Origin of the sequence: Sporosarcina sp. P26b, assembly GCF_002743245.1 — a bacterium.
GTDB classification, from domain to species: domain Bacteria; phylum Bacillota; class Bacilli; order Bacillales_A; family Planococcaceae; genus Sporosarcina; species Sporosarcina ureae_C.
On sequence record NZ_PDYW01000008.1, the window covers coordinates 21,624 to 40,479 of the forward strand.

Here is an 18,856-nt window from a genome sequence, read left to right on the forward strand (position 1 = left end):
GGATACGTCATAGCGACGTATCCCTGTTTTCTAATAGTTATAATCTTCATGTACAAATTACAATGATTTTATGTGGCGTAGTCTGCGCGGGAATGCTTCTTGTTGCCGAACCGTACAGCACAATCAAATTCCGGTCTGCTATATTTCCTGTAAAATACTGACCATTTGTAGACAGTATTTCAGTTTGTGGAGATAGATTTAGCTGAAGCGTTCCATCGCTACTTTGTAAGCGACGATTGAAGGAGTCCACTTTGATATTTTCGCTTTTAGAATCCTTTGACATAACAATGGCTCTAAATTGAGGAGGATAGATCATAGGAGTGGCGGCGTCCGCATCATAAAATCCTGTAACGTGATCGCCAACATGAATTTTCACTTGATGGACGAAATAAGTTGTTGGTTCTACTACAAAGTTAACAACGTTTCCGCGACCATTATCGACTGTCATTAGCATGTAGCAACCTGAGTCGTTGTTTTGCCCGGTGTAAAAATCATTTATCACCATTACGACACCGCTAAAAGATTCAAGATTCATTATAAAACTCCTTTCATTCTTAACTCGTATCTATCTAGACTATGCAAAGCCCCTTAGTTCGTGACTAACTAAAAAGCCTGAAATATAAATTGAAATAATTTTCCAAAATATGATTGACATAGTGGCCAATAAAAGATATATTAAATGATAACCGTTCTCATTTATCTCTTAAAATCGTCACATAGTCGTCATAAAAAAATAGACGTTTGAGTGCCTTCCTTTCATGTATGGGGCTATTTATGAGATACTTTAGAAGTAGAAGTCTATCCGACAATTGGCAATCAATTATTGGATTTATGTAGCATGAAAAATGACAAGTGAGAGGAGATTATGTACAAGTGAAAAAAACATTTTTGTACTTTTTAGTTGTAAGTTTTTTCGTGCTGACAGTTGGCTTGCCACAAGCGTCCGCTAAGATAGCGGATGGTACTCAGCAATTAAACTATCAAGTAAACCAGCCAGACAGCTCTAATGCATCTATTGCTAATGATTACTTTCAAAAGCCAGCACTCGTCACTGTAACGAATGGTTCTGCCATCGTACAGCTTACTCTTAAGAACAGCTCTTGGATTACGAAGTTTGAGCCAGCGGGCGGAGCAGAAGTAGTCAATGAAGATCTTAAAGCCGATACAAGAGTTGTAGAGTTTAGTGTAAATGACATTTCTAAACCAGTGAAGATTCCTATGAAAGTTGATGTCGAGGATATCAATTATCACCACGAGTATACAGTTGACTTGGTGTTTGAAGAAAAAGCTGCCGTTACACCACCAGCTGTAAAACCACCTGCAACGAATACTACTCCACCAAGTGCTAACACGAACACGAATACCAATACGAGCACAGGTACTATAACAAAAAAGCCTACTACCCAAAAGCCAGTAAAGAATCCGCAAACTAGTGATTCAACGCCGTACCTATTAATCTTTGTATTAGCAGGTTCTGCATTTTTATTGTATAGAACTAGATTCCAAAAAAAACAGGGGGAACAATAATTATGACGAAAAAAACATCATCTCGCGCAACAAAAGTAGTACTTGCTTCACTATTAGCAGCTTCTATCGCTATTCCAACAGCAGCATCCGCTAACCCGATCAGCACAAGTGATCAAGCAGTGTCGGCTTTGAAACAGACGATTGCTGTGGATCAAGTAGTTGACTTTCATGTTTATAAATCAGGTACAACTACACCAGAACCTGCAATCAGTAGCCACCTCATTCCACAAGGTACGTTGGTAGAAAAAGATGGAGTAACATATGCGAAGGTAACGGTTGCAGTTAAATCAGCTCCTATGATTGCAGGCTTTCAAACGAAACAAGGAGAAGAGTTTGCTGATGCAACGGAAGTTAAAAATGCGGACGGCACAACGACTTATACTTTCCCAGTAGTAGCGGATGAAATACATTCAGGCAAAATCCATGTTGTATATGCACCTGCTAACATGGATAAGTGGTATCCATTCGATTTCAAAGCAACGGTCGCTAAAGCAGACACAGATGCAGAAACAATTAGTAAAGTAAATGTAAAAGTTTACAAAGATGGAACAAAAGAAGAGTCGATCATGAAGGATTACATGTCATCGACAGCTTCAGTAAAGAAAGTAACCGATGGTAATGAAGTAACTCTTACTTTCCCTAAAGGCGGTTACATCCACGGCTTCAAAATCGCTGGCAAGGAAATCCCAATTGCAACAGATGACAAATCAACAGGGGCACGCACATACACATTTAAAGTAGCAGACCTAACAAAGTTAGTGAATGCTGACCTTCACGTTATTGTAAATGAAGGACCTGTTAAGTATGATGCAAACCATAAAGTACAACTGGACTTCACTAATGAAGTGAAACCAAACCCTACACCAGTCGTAAATCCGTTTAAAGATATTGATAAAGACGGCAACAAAGAAGCAATCCTTGCGTTGCTTGATAAAGGGATTGTAAAAAGTGCGGATAAGTTCAATCCACGCAACAACATTACACGTTCACAGTTTGCATTAATGGTAGCACGTGCGTTAAATCTCGACACAACTAAAGATGTTGGATTTAAAGACTTAGGTAAAATCACAGATAAAGAACGGATCAGCGCAATCAATGCTCTAGCGGAAGCAGGCATTGTACAAACGAATGAAAAGTTCAACCCGAATAACACGTTGACTCGTCAGCAAGGTGCTTTGATGTTGTACCGTGCAATTCAATTTGCAGAAGGTAAAGAAATCAAAAAAGGAGATACAACTCTTCCGTTCTATGCAGATGGAAAAGTCATTACAGATCCTGAAGCGAAGCAAGCATTTGCATTGTTATACGCGGAAAAAATCATGACAGGCGCAAAACAGCCGAATGGTAAAGTCTTGATCAACTCTGGCGATTCCCTACAACGTACACAAATGGCTAAAATTCTAAACGGTTCATTGAACTTCATGAAAAAATAAGAGTAAATACAGATACTTCCTTTCGCTTTTTTACATGCGGAAGGAAGTTCCTGTCGTTTTACACGATATGTAAAGGAGTGTACGTTTGAAATGAAAAGAATTGTTTGGTTGCCTCTACTTTTGCTACTCATCTCAGCGTGGCTTCCTTTTCATTCTGTAAATGCAAATGAAAGCAAAACTAACGCAACGGATGACTATCAAGTTGAACTAAATTTTCTATCACATGAAGCAGAGGATACAGATGTTTTATTTATTAAGCAGGCTACGTTAACTGTTAAGGAAGATCGCTATACGTTATCGATTTCAGCGAAAAATGATCACATCCTAACGCATATCACTGCCATGCAGCAAGGGAACAAAATGAGTACCCGGCTGAATAGAGCAGAAAATTTAGTTCAGTTTGATATTAAGGATGTACAACAAAAGATTGAACTAGCAGGAACGTATAGATTAGCGAAAGAACATGCACAGCAAACATTTTCTTCTGAACTCCTCATCGAGCAACAGTCATTGCCAGCGTTTGATCAAAGCCAACCAATACAGTCAATTCAGGCAGGTGATGATACGATACACTATCAACTGCTGTTAGCTGGAAAATTGTCTGCCATGAATGACTATGTCAATCCAGTAATTCGTGTTATTGAACGTGATCATCGATTCTATGCACAGTTGGAAATACTTCATCCTAGCAAGGTCAAGGGATTTACTGTAGAGCAGCAAGGAAATTTAGTGGAACCTAAAGTAGTATCGCAAACCGATACGCGTATTTTGCAGTTTGAAGTAGAAGACTTCCAGAAGGGGATAGGCGTTTGGATGAAAGCGGAGAACCCTGTGAGTTCACATGTAGAAGAAGAGTTTTTGCAAATTGTTTTCAACCAGCAACAAACGGCGAAGTTTCTACGTAAGGAAGCTTCAAATAGTAAAGCTGTTTCTTCATTGACTAAGCGAGTAGAGCAACCTGCAAAATCTACTACTGCAGAGAAACCATCTACCGTTACGAAAAAAGATGAAAAATTGGATAAGTCATCCGAAGAAAAGCAGCCAGTACAGACAGACGTACCTCCTCTTCTGACGGAAGAAAAACTGGAGTTTGATCGTACAGTGGACGGTGCAAAGAAACAACCAGATCAAGTCGTTGCACAAGTAGCAAGTGAACCTGAAGAGGTGGCAATGAACGAGGAGACCGATCAGACAATACCGTTTGATGTGTTGAGAATCGGTGTATTATTATCATTATGTATGCTGTCGGGTATTTTATTTTTACGCAGGCTGACAAAGAAAAACAGCATGATAAGTGATAAATAACGAGTGGAGGATTACATTGTGCAAAAAAAGTGGAAATATATACTGCTGATGTTGGCAATCATGACAGCAGCGATTATCGCAGGATGCGGTAATGATAAAGAAGAAAAGGCTGTTTCAGCAGATGACGCAGTGAAGAGTGAAACAGATACAACAAGTGATCAGCGAATTATTGCCGGTACTGTCGTTATTGCAGAAATTCTCGATAAGTTAGATATAGATGCTATCGCTATTCCTGAATCTGAAAAACAAATGGCAAGCCGTTTCGACGGACTTCCTACTATTGGTAATGCCATGACGCCCGATATGGAAATCGTGAAATCCTTGGACACGACAGATTTCTTATCTGTTTCTACATTGGAATATGATCTTGAAGATGGATTTGAGCAATTGAATATACCCGCGACATTTTTGAACTTTCAAAGTATCGATTCGATGATGGAAGAAATCCAAGGTCTTGGAGTGCGTTATGATCGTACAGCACAAGCAGATAAATTAGTAGGGGATCTACAGAAGAAAATTGAAGCAGCGGAAGTTGTGGCTGCGAACCGTAAAGGGCCAAGCGTTTTGATCTTACTCGGTATTCCAGGCAGTTATTTAGTAGCTACAGAAAATTCCTACGCAGGTGACCTAGTGAAACGTGCAGGGGGAACGAATGTAATGGAAGGGCAGGATCCTGAATACTTATCATCCAATACGGAGTATCTTCATAATAGTAATCCAGACATTATCTTGCGTCTATCACACGGCATGCCGGATGAGGTCGTGGAAATGTTCAACGAAGAGTTTCAAACAAATGATGTATGGAAACATTTCGATGCTGTAAAAAATGGTAAAGTATATGATTTAGAAGAAGAGTTATTCGGTACAACGGCTTCTTTGCAAGTACCTGAGGCATTAAGTGAGCTAATGAAGATATTCTATCGATAACTCGATGAATTTCGTTTGAAAAGGAAGTCCGTCATGAGAAAAAGAATAACTAGTTATATAATCGTATCCCTGTTGCTTGTCGTAACTATCGTGTATTCAGCTACGACAGGCAGCATCAAAATGGGATTCTTTGAATTTTTTGGTGCACTCTTTGAACAAGGTAACAGTCAGATGGAAGCGATTCGTGATTTGAGATTTCCTCGCATGATTGTCGCAATATTTGCAGGGGCGGCATTGTCGGTATCGGGTGTCTTGCTACAGTCTGTCATGCGTAACCCATTGGCGGATGCAGGGATTATCGGAATATCTTCCGGTGCGGCGTTTGTACAGTTATTCATTATTTCATTCTTCCCGGCGCTCTTTTTCATGACGCCTTTATTTGCATTTATGGGCGGTGCATTCGCTTGTTTTCTAGTGTTTGCACTATCGTGGAAATCGGGTCTTAGCCCGTTAAAATTAATTCTTGTTGGAATCGCGATCAATGCTATGTTCACGGGACTCACTGAAGCTTTCATCAGCTTTGGTGGTTCATTAAATGTCTCAGCTTCCAGTATCATCGGTTCAAATTTGACGATGCGTACATGGAGTGATGTCTCGACGATTGCGACGTACGGAACGATCGGATTGGTGTTAGCTTTTGCATTATACAGCTGGTGTAACTTATTGGTGTTGCAAGATAAGACAGCAAAAAGTATTGGCTTCCATGTCGCCCGTGCCCGTTTAATTATAGCGGCAGTAGCAGTGTTATTGGCAGCAATATCGGTTGTAGTGGCGGGTGTGATTTCGTTTGTTGGATTGCTTGTGCCACACATTGCCCGTAGGTTAGTAGGGTATGATCACAAAGTGCTCATACCATTCACTGCACTTTTAGGGGCGTTGATTATTCTACTTGCGGATACACTGGGGCGTACAATAGTAGCGCCGCTTGAAATACCAGCCTCAACGCTGATGGCGATTATCGGTGGACCGTTCTTAATATTCTTACTGCGAAAAGAGTGACTTGTTATGGAAATGAAGCGCATTATTGTATCACACGATAATATAACGAATCATTTGGATGACGTTTCTACGTCTATTTCTAAAGGGAAAGTTACAACGATTATCGGCCCGAATGGTTGTGGGAAATCGACATTACTCAGCGTTCTATCGAGAAGCAATATGCCGAAGTCGGGCACAACTTCACTCGAGAATCGTGACTTGGTGATGTTTAAGCCGAAAGAATTCGCAAAAAAACTAGCTATTGTGTATCAGCAGAATGAAGTGCCAAAAGACTTGACGATTGAAAAATTGGTCAGCTTTGGCCGGTTGCCTCATAAAACATTATTGCAACGAAATCAGGATGAAGATCAAAAGGCTATAGATTGGGCATTGTCCGTCACGAATCTGACAGACAAGCGGCATAAAGACTTAGAGGCATTATCTGGCGGAGAGCGTCAACGTGTATGGATTGCCATGGCACTTGCACAGCAATCGGAAATACTATGCTTGGATGAGCCGACCACCTATTTGGATATTTATTATCAGATTGAATTATTGGAGCTCGTAAAGTCACTAAATGAAGACTATGGATTGACGATCGTCATGGTGTTGCATGATATCAATCAGGCAATTCGATATAGCGATGAAATTATAATGATGAAGAATGGTCGCATTATTGCAGAAGGTTCACCGCGTGAGGTCATTACAAAGGATGTCATTAAAGAAGTGTATGGAGTCAATGCCGTATTCAAGGAAGATGACGAATTAGGCCTTTACATGATGTCCCTTGGCATTTAGGGGGGAAGCTGATGAAAAAACGTCTGTCGAAACTGTTGCCTTTCGTTTATCTGGCAGTCTTTCTCTACTCAGGCTATTTACTCGTACAGTATTTGTACACTTACGTGGAATCAGCCAGTTCGTTAAAAGATACGCAACAAATATATGAGACAGCTCTTGAAGATACGAAGCAACTAGCTGTAGCGGAAGAAACGTCGCAAGAACATTCGTTAGGTGAGTATTCAATGCGTAGGCAATTTGAAAAATTGCATAAAGTGAATGAGGATATTGTCGGATGGGTGTCTGTGGAAGGTACCAAGTTACATAATCCCATACTGCAAGCTGAAGACAATGACTATTACTTAAATCGAAACTTCACTCGAGAAAGTAGCCGTGCGGGAAGTGTCTTTATGGATTTTCGTAATGATATCCAAGACATGAGTCAAAACACGGTTCTCTATGGCCATGCAATGAGAAATGATACGATGTTCGGTAGTTTGAAAAAATTTGGTGAACAAGACTATGCAGACGCACACCCTATTATTTATGTCGATACGTTATATGATGGCTATGATATTGAAGTATTCGCAGCCTATGAAACGACGATTGATTTTTATTATATTGAAACAGACTTTCAGACGAATGAAGAATTCAGTGAGTTTTTAGGAGAAGTTGAAGCACGGTCGCTAATCGATATGCCTGTTGAAGTCGGACCTGAAGATCGAATTGTCACGCTGTCTACGTGTAATAACTCTGTGAATAGTAAAGATAAACGATATGTAGTGCAAGGGAAACTCGTGAAGCGCTGACATATATTGATAATATGGAGAGTTGCTCTTTACGAGTAGCTCTTTTTAATTTCTTTAAGGATTCGTCTGGTAATGATACGATAGATGAAAACAATGAGGTGGGGGACTTCATGGACTTAGAGCAACTACAAAATAAATTATTCGATAACAAATCCTTATTTATTGGGGAAGAGACAGCATTCCGTTCAGCCGTTATTATTCCGTTAGTAGAAGCGGATGGAGAATGGCATGTACTATTTGAAGTGCGTTCTTTCACGATGAGAAAGCAACCGGGTGATATTAGCTTTCCGGGTGGCAAAATAGATATAACAGACGCATCACCGATGGAAGCTGCTTTACGAGAGACACAGGAAGAGCTTGGAGTTAATCCGAAGACGGTGCAAGTACTAGGAGAGTTAAGTCCATATATAGCATCGCCTTCATTCGTTGTCTATCCGTTTGTGGCAGTCGTTGATTACAATGAAATTATTCGTAGCTATAATAAAGACGAAGTGGAAGAAGTGTTTGCGATTCCACTGGACTGGTTGATAGAACATGAGCCCTATATGCATACCGTAGCAGTCGAAACAGCACCACCGGATAATTTCCCATTCGAAAAGATCATGAACGGGAATCAATATAAATTTAGAAGCCATTCACTTGAAGAATGGTTTTATGAATATGGCAATTATACCGTTTGGGGTTTGACGGCTAGAGTGTTAAAGCATTTCATCGAGATCATGAAGAAATAAACTGGAATGAGGATCGAGTATGAAACAAAAGAAGTCGTGGAAGTTTAAGTTATTTATTGGACTCGCTATTTTCCTATTGATCATCGCGGTTGGTTTCTTCGTATTTGCTAGCTTTTATTATAAGGCGCAGTCTTACGCAGAAGATCATTTGCAATCAGATTCGGAAGTAACAGTTGAAAATGAAAAAGAGTTGGTGTTTGAACCGACTTCGAATAAAAAGAATATCGGGTTTATTTTTTATCAAGGTGCAAAAGTAGAGGCAGAAGCCTACGCCCCGATGGCAAAAGAGCTGGCAAAAGAAGGTTATACTGTGGTCATTCCTCACTTGCCGTTGAAGATGGCCATCTTTTCACCTGATCGAGCGGATAAAGTCATACGCAAGCATCCTGAAATTACTACATGGGCGATTGGTGGGCATTCTTTAGGCGGTGTCACGGCATCTGATTATGCATTACGTCACGATAAGATTGCTGCGCTAGTGTTGTTGGCCTCTTATCCTGGTAGTCACACTGATTTGAGTGAAACGTCGGTGGATGTGTTGTCGATTTGGGCGAGTCGTGATGAAGTGGCAGATGCGAAGGCTATTAAAGCGGCTAAGGCTAGTATGCCTAGTGATGCGAAGTTCTTGGAGATAAAGGGTGGTAATCATGCGGAGTTTGGTGATTACGGTGAGCAGAAGGGTGACGGCAAGGCTACTATATCGAATGAAGAGCAGATGACTCAGACGACTACTGCTATTTTGGAGTTACTTGATAGATTGAAATAAGTTAGTAGGGCATATTCAGTAGAATTAGTGAGGTGGGGGCACCGTTGATCGACATTCCAGGCGAACGCTTTCCCATGGGCGTGGCTTGAGCCGCTGATCCATCGGGGAGTCACCGCCTTCCACTTACGATCAACTAGTTTATTTCTCTATTACTAGCGATAGGTAAAGACTTAGTTGTTTAATACTTACTAAACGAGAGCTATTTGCTAGCGCTGAAGTAGGTTCAACGACGTTACATCCTATACTATTTTAAAAAGCTGTCCCGGAAATCGTCATCACGAATTCGGGGACAGCTCTATCTTGTGTTCGTACGATTTTGTAATCAGGCTACTGTTAATGTAACGGCAATATTATCTCTTGTAGCTTTAGAGTAAGGGCAGACTTGGTGTGCTTTTTCTACTAGTTCTTCTAGTTGTGCTTTTTCAATGTCTGTACCTTTTACTTGTAGTTCTACTTCTAGCTTGAAGCCACCGTCCGATTCGTCTTTACACAGGCTGACGTTTGCTGTGACTTCGGAAGAGAATTTAACGCGTTCTTTGCTTGCGACGAGTTGAAGTGCGCTGTCAAAACAAGCCGCGTAACCCGCAGCGAATAATTGCTCGGGGTTAGTAGAGCGCTCTAATTCTTTCGCTCGTTTTGTTCCAGGCATTGCCGTATCGAATTCAACTACTTGATCGGAAGACGCAACATGACCTTCTCTTCCTCCGTTAGCAGTTGCTGTGGCTGTAAATAGTTTTTCTGACATGAAATCACTACTCCTTGTATACATTTTTTAGTCTCACTCCATTGTGTACCCGTTTTTTCGTTTTTTATGTACAATTTATTTAATTTTTTCCAGATAAGTGTGATAACATCATCCAACGTGTTGAATCAATTCATTTAAATCAGTTAGGAAGTGGGAACGAAAATGAATAAGAACGATATTGCAGATATTCGTAAACGATTTAAATTAGATACAGATCTTCTAACAATCACTGATATTTACCATGTGTATATTAGACAGGAAAGCAGTGAGATTTATCATGAGGAAAGTCAGGCCTTTGCTTTGCTGGACCGTGAACAACAGGAATTATTCATGACGAACTTCAAGAAAGTACTTGGCGGTAAGCTAGGTATGAAGTTATTTGAAGTGAAGTTCGAACGTCAGGAAGAAGAGCCTAATGAGGAACACACACAAAAGTTATTGTATGAAGGTTTGCAGGCAGAAGAAGTAGATGATTGGAAAACTGAGATGCAGCATTTGGCATTGAAGATGGTGAAAGATGTCCAATATGAAAAAGATCTTGTCATCACATTTGTTCGTGGGAACTACTTTAAAAAGACCAAACGTAACAGTGAAGAGACAGAAATCGATATGCGTGATGAAGTGTTTACGACACCGTTTATTCTATGCAGTATGAATCACACCGACTTGCCGAAGCGCTCTATCGTATTTGATTTTCAAGAGCGTGAATTTAAATCGAATACGATGCTTGATCCTATCATTAATCTAGCATCACCCATCGGCGGCTTTCTCTTCCCTTGCTTTACAGACAATTCGGCTGATGTAAACCATGTCTTGTATGCAGCCGGTAAAGCGAATAAGCCCGACTATGCGTTTATAGAGAATGTCTTGAATGGAGAAGAAGTAGTTACTGCCGCTGACGATAAAGCTGTTTTCGAGGAGATTGTTAAACAAGTAGTAGGTGGCGAAGTAGATACGGAAACGCTAGGAAATGTCTACGAGGCAATCTACAGGTTGACTGTAGTGGATGAAGAAGAGGAAGAACCGGAAGAGCCACCAGTAATTGATGCGAAGCAAGTAGAGCGTGTGTTGAAAATGAGCGGTGTCGACTACGTCAATACAGAAGCGGTAGAAACGGCTTTCCAGACTATAGTCGATGACACATCTTATGAAATGAAGGCGGCTCACATTGTCCCTAGCTATACATCGAAGTCAATTAAAATTGAAACCAAAGTAGCCAATATTTCTATCAGCCCACAAGACTTGAAATATGTGAAGCAGGTCAACTATGATGGCAAGCAATGTATTTTGATTGAAGTAGAAGAAGATACGATTATTGAAGGATTTAAAGTGATTTCAGAAGATCTATTAACATGAAATTTCTCAATGCTAAAATAAAAAGAAAATATAACAGAATTCTGACACTTTATTGTGATTATCTTCACAAACAAACAGACAAGTCTCTTTAAACCTCGTTATATTTGATGTATACTAGAAAAGATGGTAGTAGTTGTATGGTCAAACCAAGACAGAATAAAGTGCTCCTAGTACGCGCCATGTATGCTGTGACGCCTTATTTAGGAACATTTACGTTTCTGTAAATTTCACATATAAGGAAGGTCAAAATGAGTAATAGACAAACTAAATCAGATGTTATTTTAATTGGTGCCGGAATTATGAGTGCGACACTAGGAACGATGCTAAAGGAATTAGCGCCAGACTGGAACATCTCCTTGTTCGAGAAACTGGATAGAGCAGGTGAAGAAAGCTCGCATGAGATGAATAATGCAGGAACAGGTCACGCAGCATTGTGTGAACTGAATTACACTTCTGAAAGACCGGATGGTACTGTAGATATTGCGAAAGCGGTTAAAGTAAACGAGCAATTCCAGCTTTCTATGCAGTTTTGGTCACATCTAGTCGAGAAAGAATTAATTAAAGATCCTGAGCAATTTATAATGCCACTGCCACACATGAGTCTTGTACAAGGTGAAGACAATGTGAAGTATTTGAAGAAGCGCTTTGAAGCGATGACAGCAAATCCACTATTCCAAGGAATGGAGTTTTCCGAAGATCCGGAGAAGTTGAAAGAGTGGATTCCGTTAATCATGAAAGACCGTACTGTCAATGAAGCAATTGCTGCAACAAAAATTGATACAGGTACGGACGTAAACTTTGGTGCGTTGACTCGTATGTTAATCGAGCACATGCAAAAAGTGGACGTTGAAGTGAACTACGGTCATCAAGTAGAAGATATCAAGCGTACAAGTGATGGCGAATGGGAATTAAAAATAAAGAATAATAAAGATGGAAAGCTTGAATTCCATAAAACTAAATTTGTTTTCATTGGTGGCGGGGGCGGAAGTCTTCCATTGCTTCAGAAAACAGGTATTCCTGAAAGTAAGCACATTGGTGGATTCCCAATTAGCGGTGTATTCATGGTTTGTAAAAACCCAGATGTCATTGCAAAGCATCATGCAAAAGTATATGGTAAAGCTAAAGTCGGTGCACCGCCAATGTCCGTTCCACACTTGGACACTCGCTATATAGACGGCGAAAAATCCTTGCTGTTTGGACCATTTGCAGGCTTCACACCGAAGTTCTTAAAAGAAGGATCTATGATGGATCTAATTGGTTCTGTAAAACCTAATAACTTAACGACTATGCTAGCATGTGGTGCAAAGAATATGTCGTTGACTAAGTATTTGGTAGAACAAGTAGTACAAACAAAAGAACAACGTATCAATGAACTGCGTGAATTTATTCCAGATGCGAAGAGCGAAGATTGGGATTTATGGACGGCGGGACAGCGTGTACAAGTTATCAAAGATACTCCAGATAGCAAAGGGACGCTACAATTTGGTACGGAACTTGTAACAGATAAGGATGGCTCAATTGCAGCGTTGCTAGGAGCTTCTCCGGGAGCATCTACTGCAGTAGCAGTTATGCTGGACCTTATTAACAAGTGCTTCCCTGAGCAAGTAAGCGACTGGGAGCCGAAGTTGAAGGAGATGATTCCTTCATTTGGTAAAGCATTAGCAGAGCATCCTGAGTTATTGAAGGACATGCATGCATCTACTTCCAAAACATTAAAACTGACAGAGAATGAGCTGGAGAAAGAAGTAGTTCATAACTAATTGTTAGAATCATAAAACTCTACTACGATGTGATTCGTAGTAGAGTTTTTTTAATGAATTCACTTTTATATACACTTAACTCGTTTAGTTCTAGAAAATGAATAGTACATATAAATAAACACTACCCACTGCTTTTGCAGTGGGTAGTGTTTATTTAAACATGGAAACCTTTTTCAACATCGCACAAACCGGAATAGCAATTGCTATTCCCACTGCGCATTGCACTAGATCACCTGGTATGGAAGCAAGCGGGATGATTAAACTGTTGTAGAGTATACTTTCTCCTACGTAGTAGCCTGCAACAGTGAGTGGTATCGAAATCAGCATGGCGAGTAGGTTAAATTTGAAGCTTGTTCCTTTACGGCCGTTTGACCATGCAACTTTACCAACAATATACCCTTGCAAGCCACGTGTCAGGATAGTGATAGGTGCCCACAACGCCCAGCCACTGACGAGGTCGAATAAGCCCATTCCGATAGCTCCTGCGATCATCCCTTTTTTAGGTCCGAATAAAATAGAGACAATGAACAACATGGCAGTACCGAGGTGAATCAGTCCACCGTTTCCAAGAGGCAGCTTAATATTAAGTAAAAGTGTAGCGACGAACACGAGTGATGCAAGCATGGACGTCAGTATTAAATCAAATGTCTTTGTTCGTTGCGTAGGATAACTTTGTGTTTTCTGCATGGTCTGTACCATCCTCACGTATAAAAGTATTAGATTTAGAATAAAGGGAATCTGATACTTTAAAAAGAGTCAATACAGGATAAAGTTTAGTGGTCAGAATAGAATGGATACATAGTTATGATTTTGAATTACGAATAAATACACTCTATACTAAAGAAAAAGGAAGTGAGTTAGTATGAAAAAACAAAACATTGCCTGGATTGCAGGAGCAGCTGCACTTCTTCCTTTTGCCTATGGCATGGGAGCTACCGCCTTGATCCGGTCAACAGGGTACCGAGTCATGAAACGTCTGCCAGAACGAAGAGGCATTGCTTTAACGTTTGACGATGGACCCAATCCCGTTTACACAATGCAACTGCTCGATTTACTTAAGCAACATCAAATCAAAGCAACATTCTTCGTAGTGGGCCAACATGTTCGAGACTATCCTGAGGTTGTCGAACGTATGCACAAAGAAGGTCATCAAATCGGTATTCATCACGACAACCATACATCTAGCTGGTTGCTAACGCCTTCTATGTTGTCACGAGAAATTAAGGAAACCCATCGTGCCATCTTCGATATTACAGGAGAATCACCAACAGTATACAGACCGCCATGGGGTTTTATGAACGCAGCAACACTATTCGTCACCAGACCGTATCAAATCGTCCTCTGGTCACATGTCTTCAAAGACTGGAAAATAAATAGTTGCGAGCAAGGACTACTAGAAGGCTTGCGTAACGTCCCAGCTGACGGTTCGATTATTTTACTACACGACGACGGCACTAACCGAGGTGCCGATGACCGTGCACCAGCTCATATGTTGGACAAGCTCTCTATTTACTTAGATGAAGCTGTAGGAAAGGGTATAGAATTTGTTTCTGTTAATAAGAGTAACTTGTAGTTTTTCTGTATAAATCTACAATAGATTACATGAAAAAGCCCCTAATCTTGCTATGAGATTAGGGGCTTTTTCACGTAATTTTAAAAATGCTAACTCTACTACTTGTGAAAAATCTTATAATAGTGTATAACCATTGTATAAGGTTTTATTGCGAAACTTGTAATTATTCCATTGATTATACAACTCTGTACAATGTTTGTTTCACACTAGAAGTGAGGAGATGTAAAAAATGAAGAAAAAGGTAAACGTAATTGGCGCGGGTGTAGCAGGACTCGCGAGTGCCACCCGACTTCAACACGCGGGTTATCAAGTAGAGCTATTTGAGAAGGAATCTATGGCTGGAGGTAAGATGCACCGTATTCAACAAGACGGCTATCAATTCGATTTAGGGCCCACCATTGTAATGATGCCTGATCTATATAAAGAAATTTTTTATCTGTGTGGAAAAGACCCCGATGACTATATTCCTATGGAACGTTTAGATCCAATGTATAGCGTATACTTTGGCGACAAACCACAGGATCACTATGAAATCTCTGCTGAACTATCAAAACTGATGGAAGTGTTCGAAGGAATAAGCGAAGATGACGCGGCTGGATTCCTAGAATACTTGCAAGTGATTTATAAGCGTTTCCTAGTGGCGAAAGAACATTTCTTGCAGAAGCCATTCCGTAAACCATCGGATTTCTATAACTTGTCTGTACTTAAACAAGGTTTGAAGCTGAAGACGTTTGACACAGCGGATGCATTTATGAGCAAGTACATTAAAGATGAACGTCTAAAGCAGATGATAAGTTTCCAGACATTATATATTGGGGTTTCTCCTTATAGTGGACCGTCACTATATACGATGATTCCGATGATCGAATTCCTCTACGGTGTCTGGTTTATTAAAGGCGGAATGTACACTATGGCATCATCGCTTGAGCGTTTGTTCCTAGAGCTTGGTGGCAAAGTACATTACAATACACCGGTCGAGGAGATAGTCATTGAAAATAGAGTAGCAAAAGGTATACAAGTTGCGGGTGAGTTCATCGAATCCGATTATGTAATGTGCAATGCGGACTTCCCATACGCAATGAAAAATTTGGTGAAAGATGTGCCTTCTAAAGGGAAGTACACAGATAAGAAAATAGATAATATGAAATACTCTTGTTCATGCTTCCTGATGTATCTCGGAATGGATAAGAAATATGAAGAAATAAAGACTGCACACAACTTTATCTTCAATGAGAAGTTGAGAGAAAACTTGGATGATATTTTTACTGGTAAGAAACTAGAAGAGGCATCTTTCTACGTTTATATTGGCTCCAAGTTGGATCCTTCATTGGCACCTGAAGGTAAAGATGGTTTGTATATTCTAGTACCTGTTTCCGACCGTTCATGTTCACAATACGAGTGGGATGAAGAAACAATCCAGCATTATCGCCACTACGTTCTAGAAGCATTGAAGAAAGTAAAAGGCTTTGAAAACGTGGAAAATGAAATTGTGTCTGAAAGCTTTATGACGCCGAAAGACTTTGAAGAACGTTTCAACGCACAAAATGGTGCAACATTCGGGTTGCAGCCAACACTTAGCCAAAGTAATCATTTACGTCCACAAAGTAAAGCAACGCATTGTGAAAATTTATACTTTACAGGTAGTAGTACACATCCAGGTGCAGGGGTGCCGATTGTTCTTCTTTCCGCACGAATCGCGACAGAAGAACTCATGCATGATGATAGAGGTATATTATTCCAAGCAACTTGAGAGGAGAATTCATATGGTAATCGATCGATCATCGACTATAGCTTCTGACTATGCCTATTGTGAAAAAATCATCAAGCGTCATTCAAAGAGCTTTTATTACGCGTTCTCAAATCTACCAAAAGATAAAGCACGCGCAGTATATGCTATCTATGCCTTTTGCCGAACTGCAGATGATAGTGTAGATGAAAATAATACAAGCGGTTTACAACTTATTGCGTTGGATCGATTGACAGATGAACTCAATCATTTTGCAAAAGGCCAAGAAGTAGATCATCCATTATGGAGAGCTTTACGTGACGTATTCAATCGTTTCGATATGGACTTACAACCGTTTTATGAACAACTGACAGGGCAACGTATGGATATTCATTTTATGAGCCCATCGAATCTTAGTTCATTGGAAACGTATAGTAAGTATGTGGCAGGTTCTGTAGGAAAAATGTTATTACCCATTATTGCGAGTAACGCTAAGACGGACTTGAATCGCGTGGCGGAAGATCTCGGCATTGCAATGCAACTAACAAATATCCTTCGTGATGTCGGTGAAGATTACCGAGACAAAGGTCGTATTTACTTGCCACAAGAGGAAATGGAACGCTATAAGTATAGTGAAGTTTTTTTGTCAGAAGGGCAAATCACAAAGAACTTTGTGGCTATGTGGGAATATCTTGCGAAACGTGCGGAGAACTTATATGACAATTTCACGCAACATATTGGAGAATTCGATGAGGATAGCCGTTTTCCCGTATTATCGTCAGCACATGTTTATCAAGGAATATTAAATAGTGTACGAAAAAGTGGATACGATTGTTTTAATCAGAAAAATTATGTGTCAGCGGTGGAAATGGCAAAGTTAGTTGCCCGTGCGAGCATGTAAGAAGGAGAGTGGCCCTATATGTTGGAAAACCAAAAACGCGTAGTGGTGATTGGCGGTGGCCTAGGTGGGCTGTCGGCTGCTATTTCATTAGCGCAACGTGATTATTCTGTAACCTTGTATGAACAAAACAATCATCTAGGTGGAAAATTAAATCGCTTGGAGCAAGACGGTTTCGGTTTCGATTTGGGCCCTTCCATTTTGACGATGCCGCATATTTTCGAAAAGCTGTTTGAGGATAGTGGGAAGTGTATGTCAGATTACGTAAAAATACTTAGATTAGAGCGTGAATGGCGTTCTTTCTTCCCCGACGGAACAGTGCTCGATTTATATGGTGATTTACAAAAGATGGAGCAGATGAACCCACAGTTATCACATAAGGATATGAAAGATTATCAGAAGTTCCTGAACTATTCTAAAGGTCTGTATGACATGACGGAAGCGGGCTACTTCAAAGAAGGACTGGACTCCACGAGTGAAGTGATTAAACATCATGGTGCACTCAAGTCGATTAAAGGCTTTGATCTGTTTTCTACTGTACACGGTGCAATTGACAAGCGTGTACGTAATCCGCATCTGCGCGATATGTTGTCGTACTTTATTAAATATGTTGGTTCTTCTCCTTATGACGCGCCAGCTATACTAAATATGATGGTCTATATGCAGCATGCGCAAGGTTGTTGGTATGTACCGGGCGGAATGCATCATTTAGCTAATGCACTTGTTCAATTGGCAGAAGAAGTTGGTGTCAAGCTACATACAGGGATCGGTGTTCGGAAAATGAAGACAGTTGGAGACCAAATTATTGGTGCTGAACTGGCTAACGGTGAAATAGTAGAGGCAGACTATTTCATTTCCAATATGGAAGTAATTCCGTTCTACCAGAAGATGGTCGATAGTGACCCTAAGTTCACGAAAAAACTCGAGAAGAAGTTTGAGCCATCCAGTTCAGGCTTGGTGCTTCATTTAGGCGTAAAGAAGAGCTATCCGCAACTTAATCATCACAACTTCTTCTTCTCCAAGAATCTCAAAAAGCAAATGGATAAAGTGTTTGTGAAGAAGCAATTACCTGATGACCCAACAATTTATCTTGTTAACACGAATAAAACAGATCCTTCACAAACGTTACCGGGTCACGAAAATCTGAAAATCCTACCGCATATTCCATATATTCAAGACAACCCATTTACGCCAGCGGATTATTTGAAGCTTGAGAATAACGTGTTAGAAAAGCTTGAGCGTATGGGGCTAGAAGGTTTACGTGAGAACATCGTAACGCGTGATGTCTGGACGCCTCATGATATTGAACGCACATATGGCTCTCACCGTGGAGCGATTTATGGGACGGTATCGGATAAAAAGAAGAATAAAGGATTCAAACACTCGAAGCATAGTGAACGCTTTGATAATTTGTACTTTGTTGGCGGTACAGTCAATCCAGGTGGCGGTATGCCCATGGTGACGCTAAGTGGTCAACAAGTATGCGATAAGATCCTGACGCGTGATATGGTGAAACGGTCACGATCATAAAGGAATGATACAGAG

Annotated in this window: 18 protein-coding genes; 15 read left to right on the forward strand and 3 right to left on the reverse strand. The window is 40.4% G+C overall.

The window, feature by feature from the left end:
* Positions 1-46: 46 nt before the first annotated feature.
* Positions 47-535, reverse strand: coding sequence for a hypothetical protein (locus tag CSV69_RS09580; RefSeq protein ID WP_085427666.1), 489 nt, complete (start codon positions 533-535; stop codon positions 47-49).
* 338 nt (positions 536-873) lie between these two features.
* On the opposite strand from CSV69_RS09580, the gene isdC reads away from it, so the two are divergent.
* From isdC to CSV69_RS09625, 9 genes are all read left to right on the forward strand, one after another.
* A complete protein-coding gene (gene isdC, locus CSV69_RS09585) occupies positions 874-1,527 on the forward strand; it encodes a heme uptake protein IsdC (protein ID WP_233192360.1) in 654 nt (217 codons plus the stop codon).
* A 2-nt stretch (positions 1,528-1,529) separates the two neighbouring features.
* Positions 1,530-2,960, forward strand: coding sequence for an NEAT domain-containing protein (locus CSV69_RS09590; RefSeq protein ID WP_099693275.1), 1,431 nt, complete (start codon positions 1,530-1,532; stop codon positions 2,958-2,960).
* A gap of 90 nt (positions 2,961-3,050) precedes the next feature.
* Positions 3,051-4,265 (forward strand): NEAT domain-containing protein, encoded by a 1,215-nt coding sequence (locus CSV69_RS09595; protein ID WP_099693276.1) that lies wholly within the window; start codon positions 3,051-3,053, stop codon positions 4,263-4,265.
* Positions 4,266-4,313: 48 nt separating this feature from the next.
* A complete protein-coding gene (isdE, locus tag CSV69_RS09600; protein ID WP_143560822.1) occupies positions 4,314-5,192 on the forward strand; it encodes a heme ABC transporter substrate-binding protein IsdE in 879 nt (292 codons plus the stop codon).
* A 33-nt stretch (positions 5,193-5,225) separates the two neighbouring features.
* Positions 5,226-6,191: a FecCD family ABC transporter permease gene (locus CSV69_RS09605; protein ID WP_099624923.1), complete on the forward strand. Its 966-nt coding sequence runs from the start codon at positions 5,226-5,228 to the stop codon at positions 6,189-6,191.
* Between the two features lie 6 nt (positions 6,192-6,197).
* A complete protein-coding gene (locus tag CSV69_RS09610; RefSeq protein WP_099693278.1) occupies positions 6,198-6,968 on the forward strand; it encodes an ABC transporter ATP-binding protein in 771 nt (256 codons plus the stop codon).
* Positions 6,969-6,979: 11 nt separating this feature from the next.
* Entirely contained in the window at positions 6,980-7,756 is a 777-nt protein-coding gene (gene srtB / locus CSV69_RS09615) for a class B sortase (RefSeq protein WP_085427660.1), read from the forward strand.
* A gap of 110 nt (positions 7,757-7,866) precedes the next feature.
* Complete coding sequence (locus tag CSV69_RS09620) at positions 7,867-8,487, forward strand: NUDIX hydrolase (protein WP_085427659.1); 621 nt, start codon at positions 7,867-7,869, stop codon at positions 8,485-8,487.
* Between the two features lie 19 nt (positions 8,488-8,506).
* A complete protein-coding gene (locus tag CSV69_RS09625; protein WP_099693279.1) occupies positions 8,507-9,253 on the forward strand; it encodes an alpha/beta hydrolase in 747 nt (248 codons plus the stop codon).
* Between the two features lie 322 nt (positions 9,254-9,575).
* Here the strand turns inward: CSV69_RS09625 and CSV69_RS09630 are convergent, their stop codons facing one another.
* Positions 9,576-9,998, reverse strand: a complete 423-nt coding sequence (locus CSV69_RS09630) for an organic hydroperoxide resistance protein (protein WP_085427657.1) — start codon at positions 9,996-9,998, stop codon at positions 9,576-9,578.
* A gap of 162 nt (positions 9,999-10,160) precedes the next feature.
* Between CSV69_RS09630 and CSV69_RS09635 the strand changes: the two genes are divergently transcribed.
* Together CSV69_RS09635 and CSV69_RS09640 are read left to right on the forward strand one after the other, a co-directional pair.
* Complete coding sequence (locus tag CSV69_RS09635; RefSeq protein ID WP_085427656.1) at positions 10,161-11,354, forward strand: DUF4317 domain-containing protein; 1,194 nt, start codon at positions 10,161-10,163, stop codon at positions 11,352-11,354.
* Positions 11,355-11,602: 248 nt separating this feature from the next.
* A complete protein-coding gene (locus CSV69_RS09640) occupies positions 11,603-13,114 on the forward strand; it encodes a malate:quinone oxidoreductase (RefSeq protein ID WP_099624920.1) in 1,512 nt (503 codons plus the stop codon).
* A gap of 150 nt (positions 13,115-13,264) precedes the next feature.
* On the opposite strand, the gene CSV69_RS09645 is transcribed toward CSV69_RS09640, so the two are convergent.
* Complete coding sequence (locus CSV69_RS09645) at positions 13,265-13,801, reverse strand: ECF transporter S component (protein ID WP_085427654.1); 537 nt, start codon at positions 13,799-13,801, stop codon at positions 13,265-13,267.
* A gap of 175 nt (positions 13,802-13,976) precedes the next feature.
* On the opposite strand from CSV69_RS09645, the gene CSV69_RS09650 reads away from it, so the two are divergent.
* From CSV69_RS09650 to CSV69_RS09665, 4 genes are all read left to right on the forward strand, one after another.
* Positions 13,977-14,687, forward strand: coding sequence for a polysaccharide deacetylase family protein (locus CSV69_RS09650; protein WP_099693280.1), 711 nt, complete (start codon positions 13,977-13,979; stop codon positions 14,685-14,687).
* A gap of 229 nt (positions 14,688-14,916) precedes the next feature.
* Complete coding sequence (locus tag CSV69_RS09655; protein WP_099624918.1) at positions 14,917-16,437, forward strand: phytoene desaturase family protein; 1,521 nt, start codon at positions 14,917-14,919, stop codon at positions 16,435-16,437.
* 13 nt (positions 16,438-16,450) lie between these two features.
* A complete protein-coding gene (locus CSV69_RS09660) occupies positions 16,451-17,314 on the forward strand; it encodes a phytoene/squalene synthase family protein (protein ID WP_085427651.1) in 864 nt (287 codons plus the stop codon).
* Positions 17,315-17,332: 18 nt separating this feature from the next.
* Positions 17,333-18,841 carry a phytoene desaturase family protein gene (locus CSV69_RS09665; protein ID WP_099693281.1) on the forward strand — a complete coding sequence of 503 codons (1,509 nt, stop codon included), beginning with the start codon at positions 17,333-17,335 and terminating at the stop codon, positions 18,839-18,841.
* Positions 18,842-18,856: the final 15 nt, after the last annotated feature.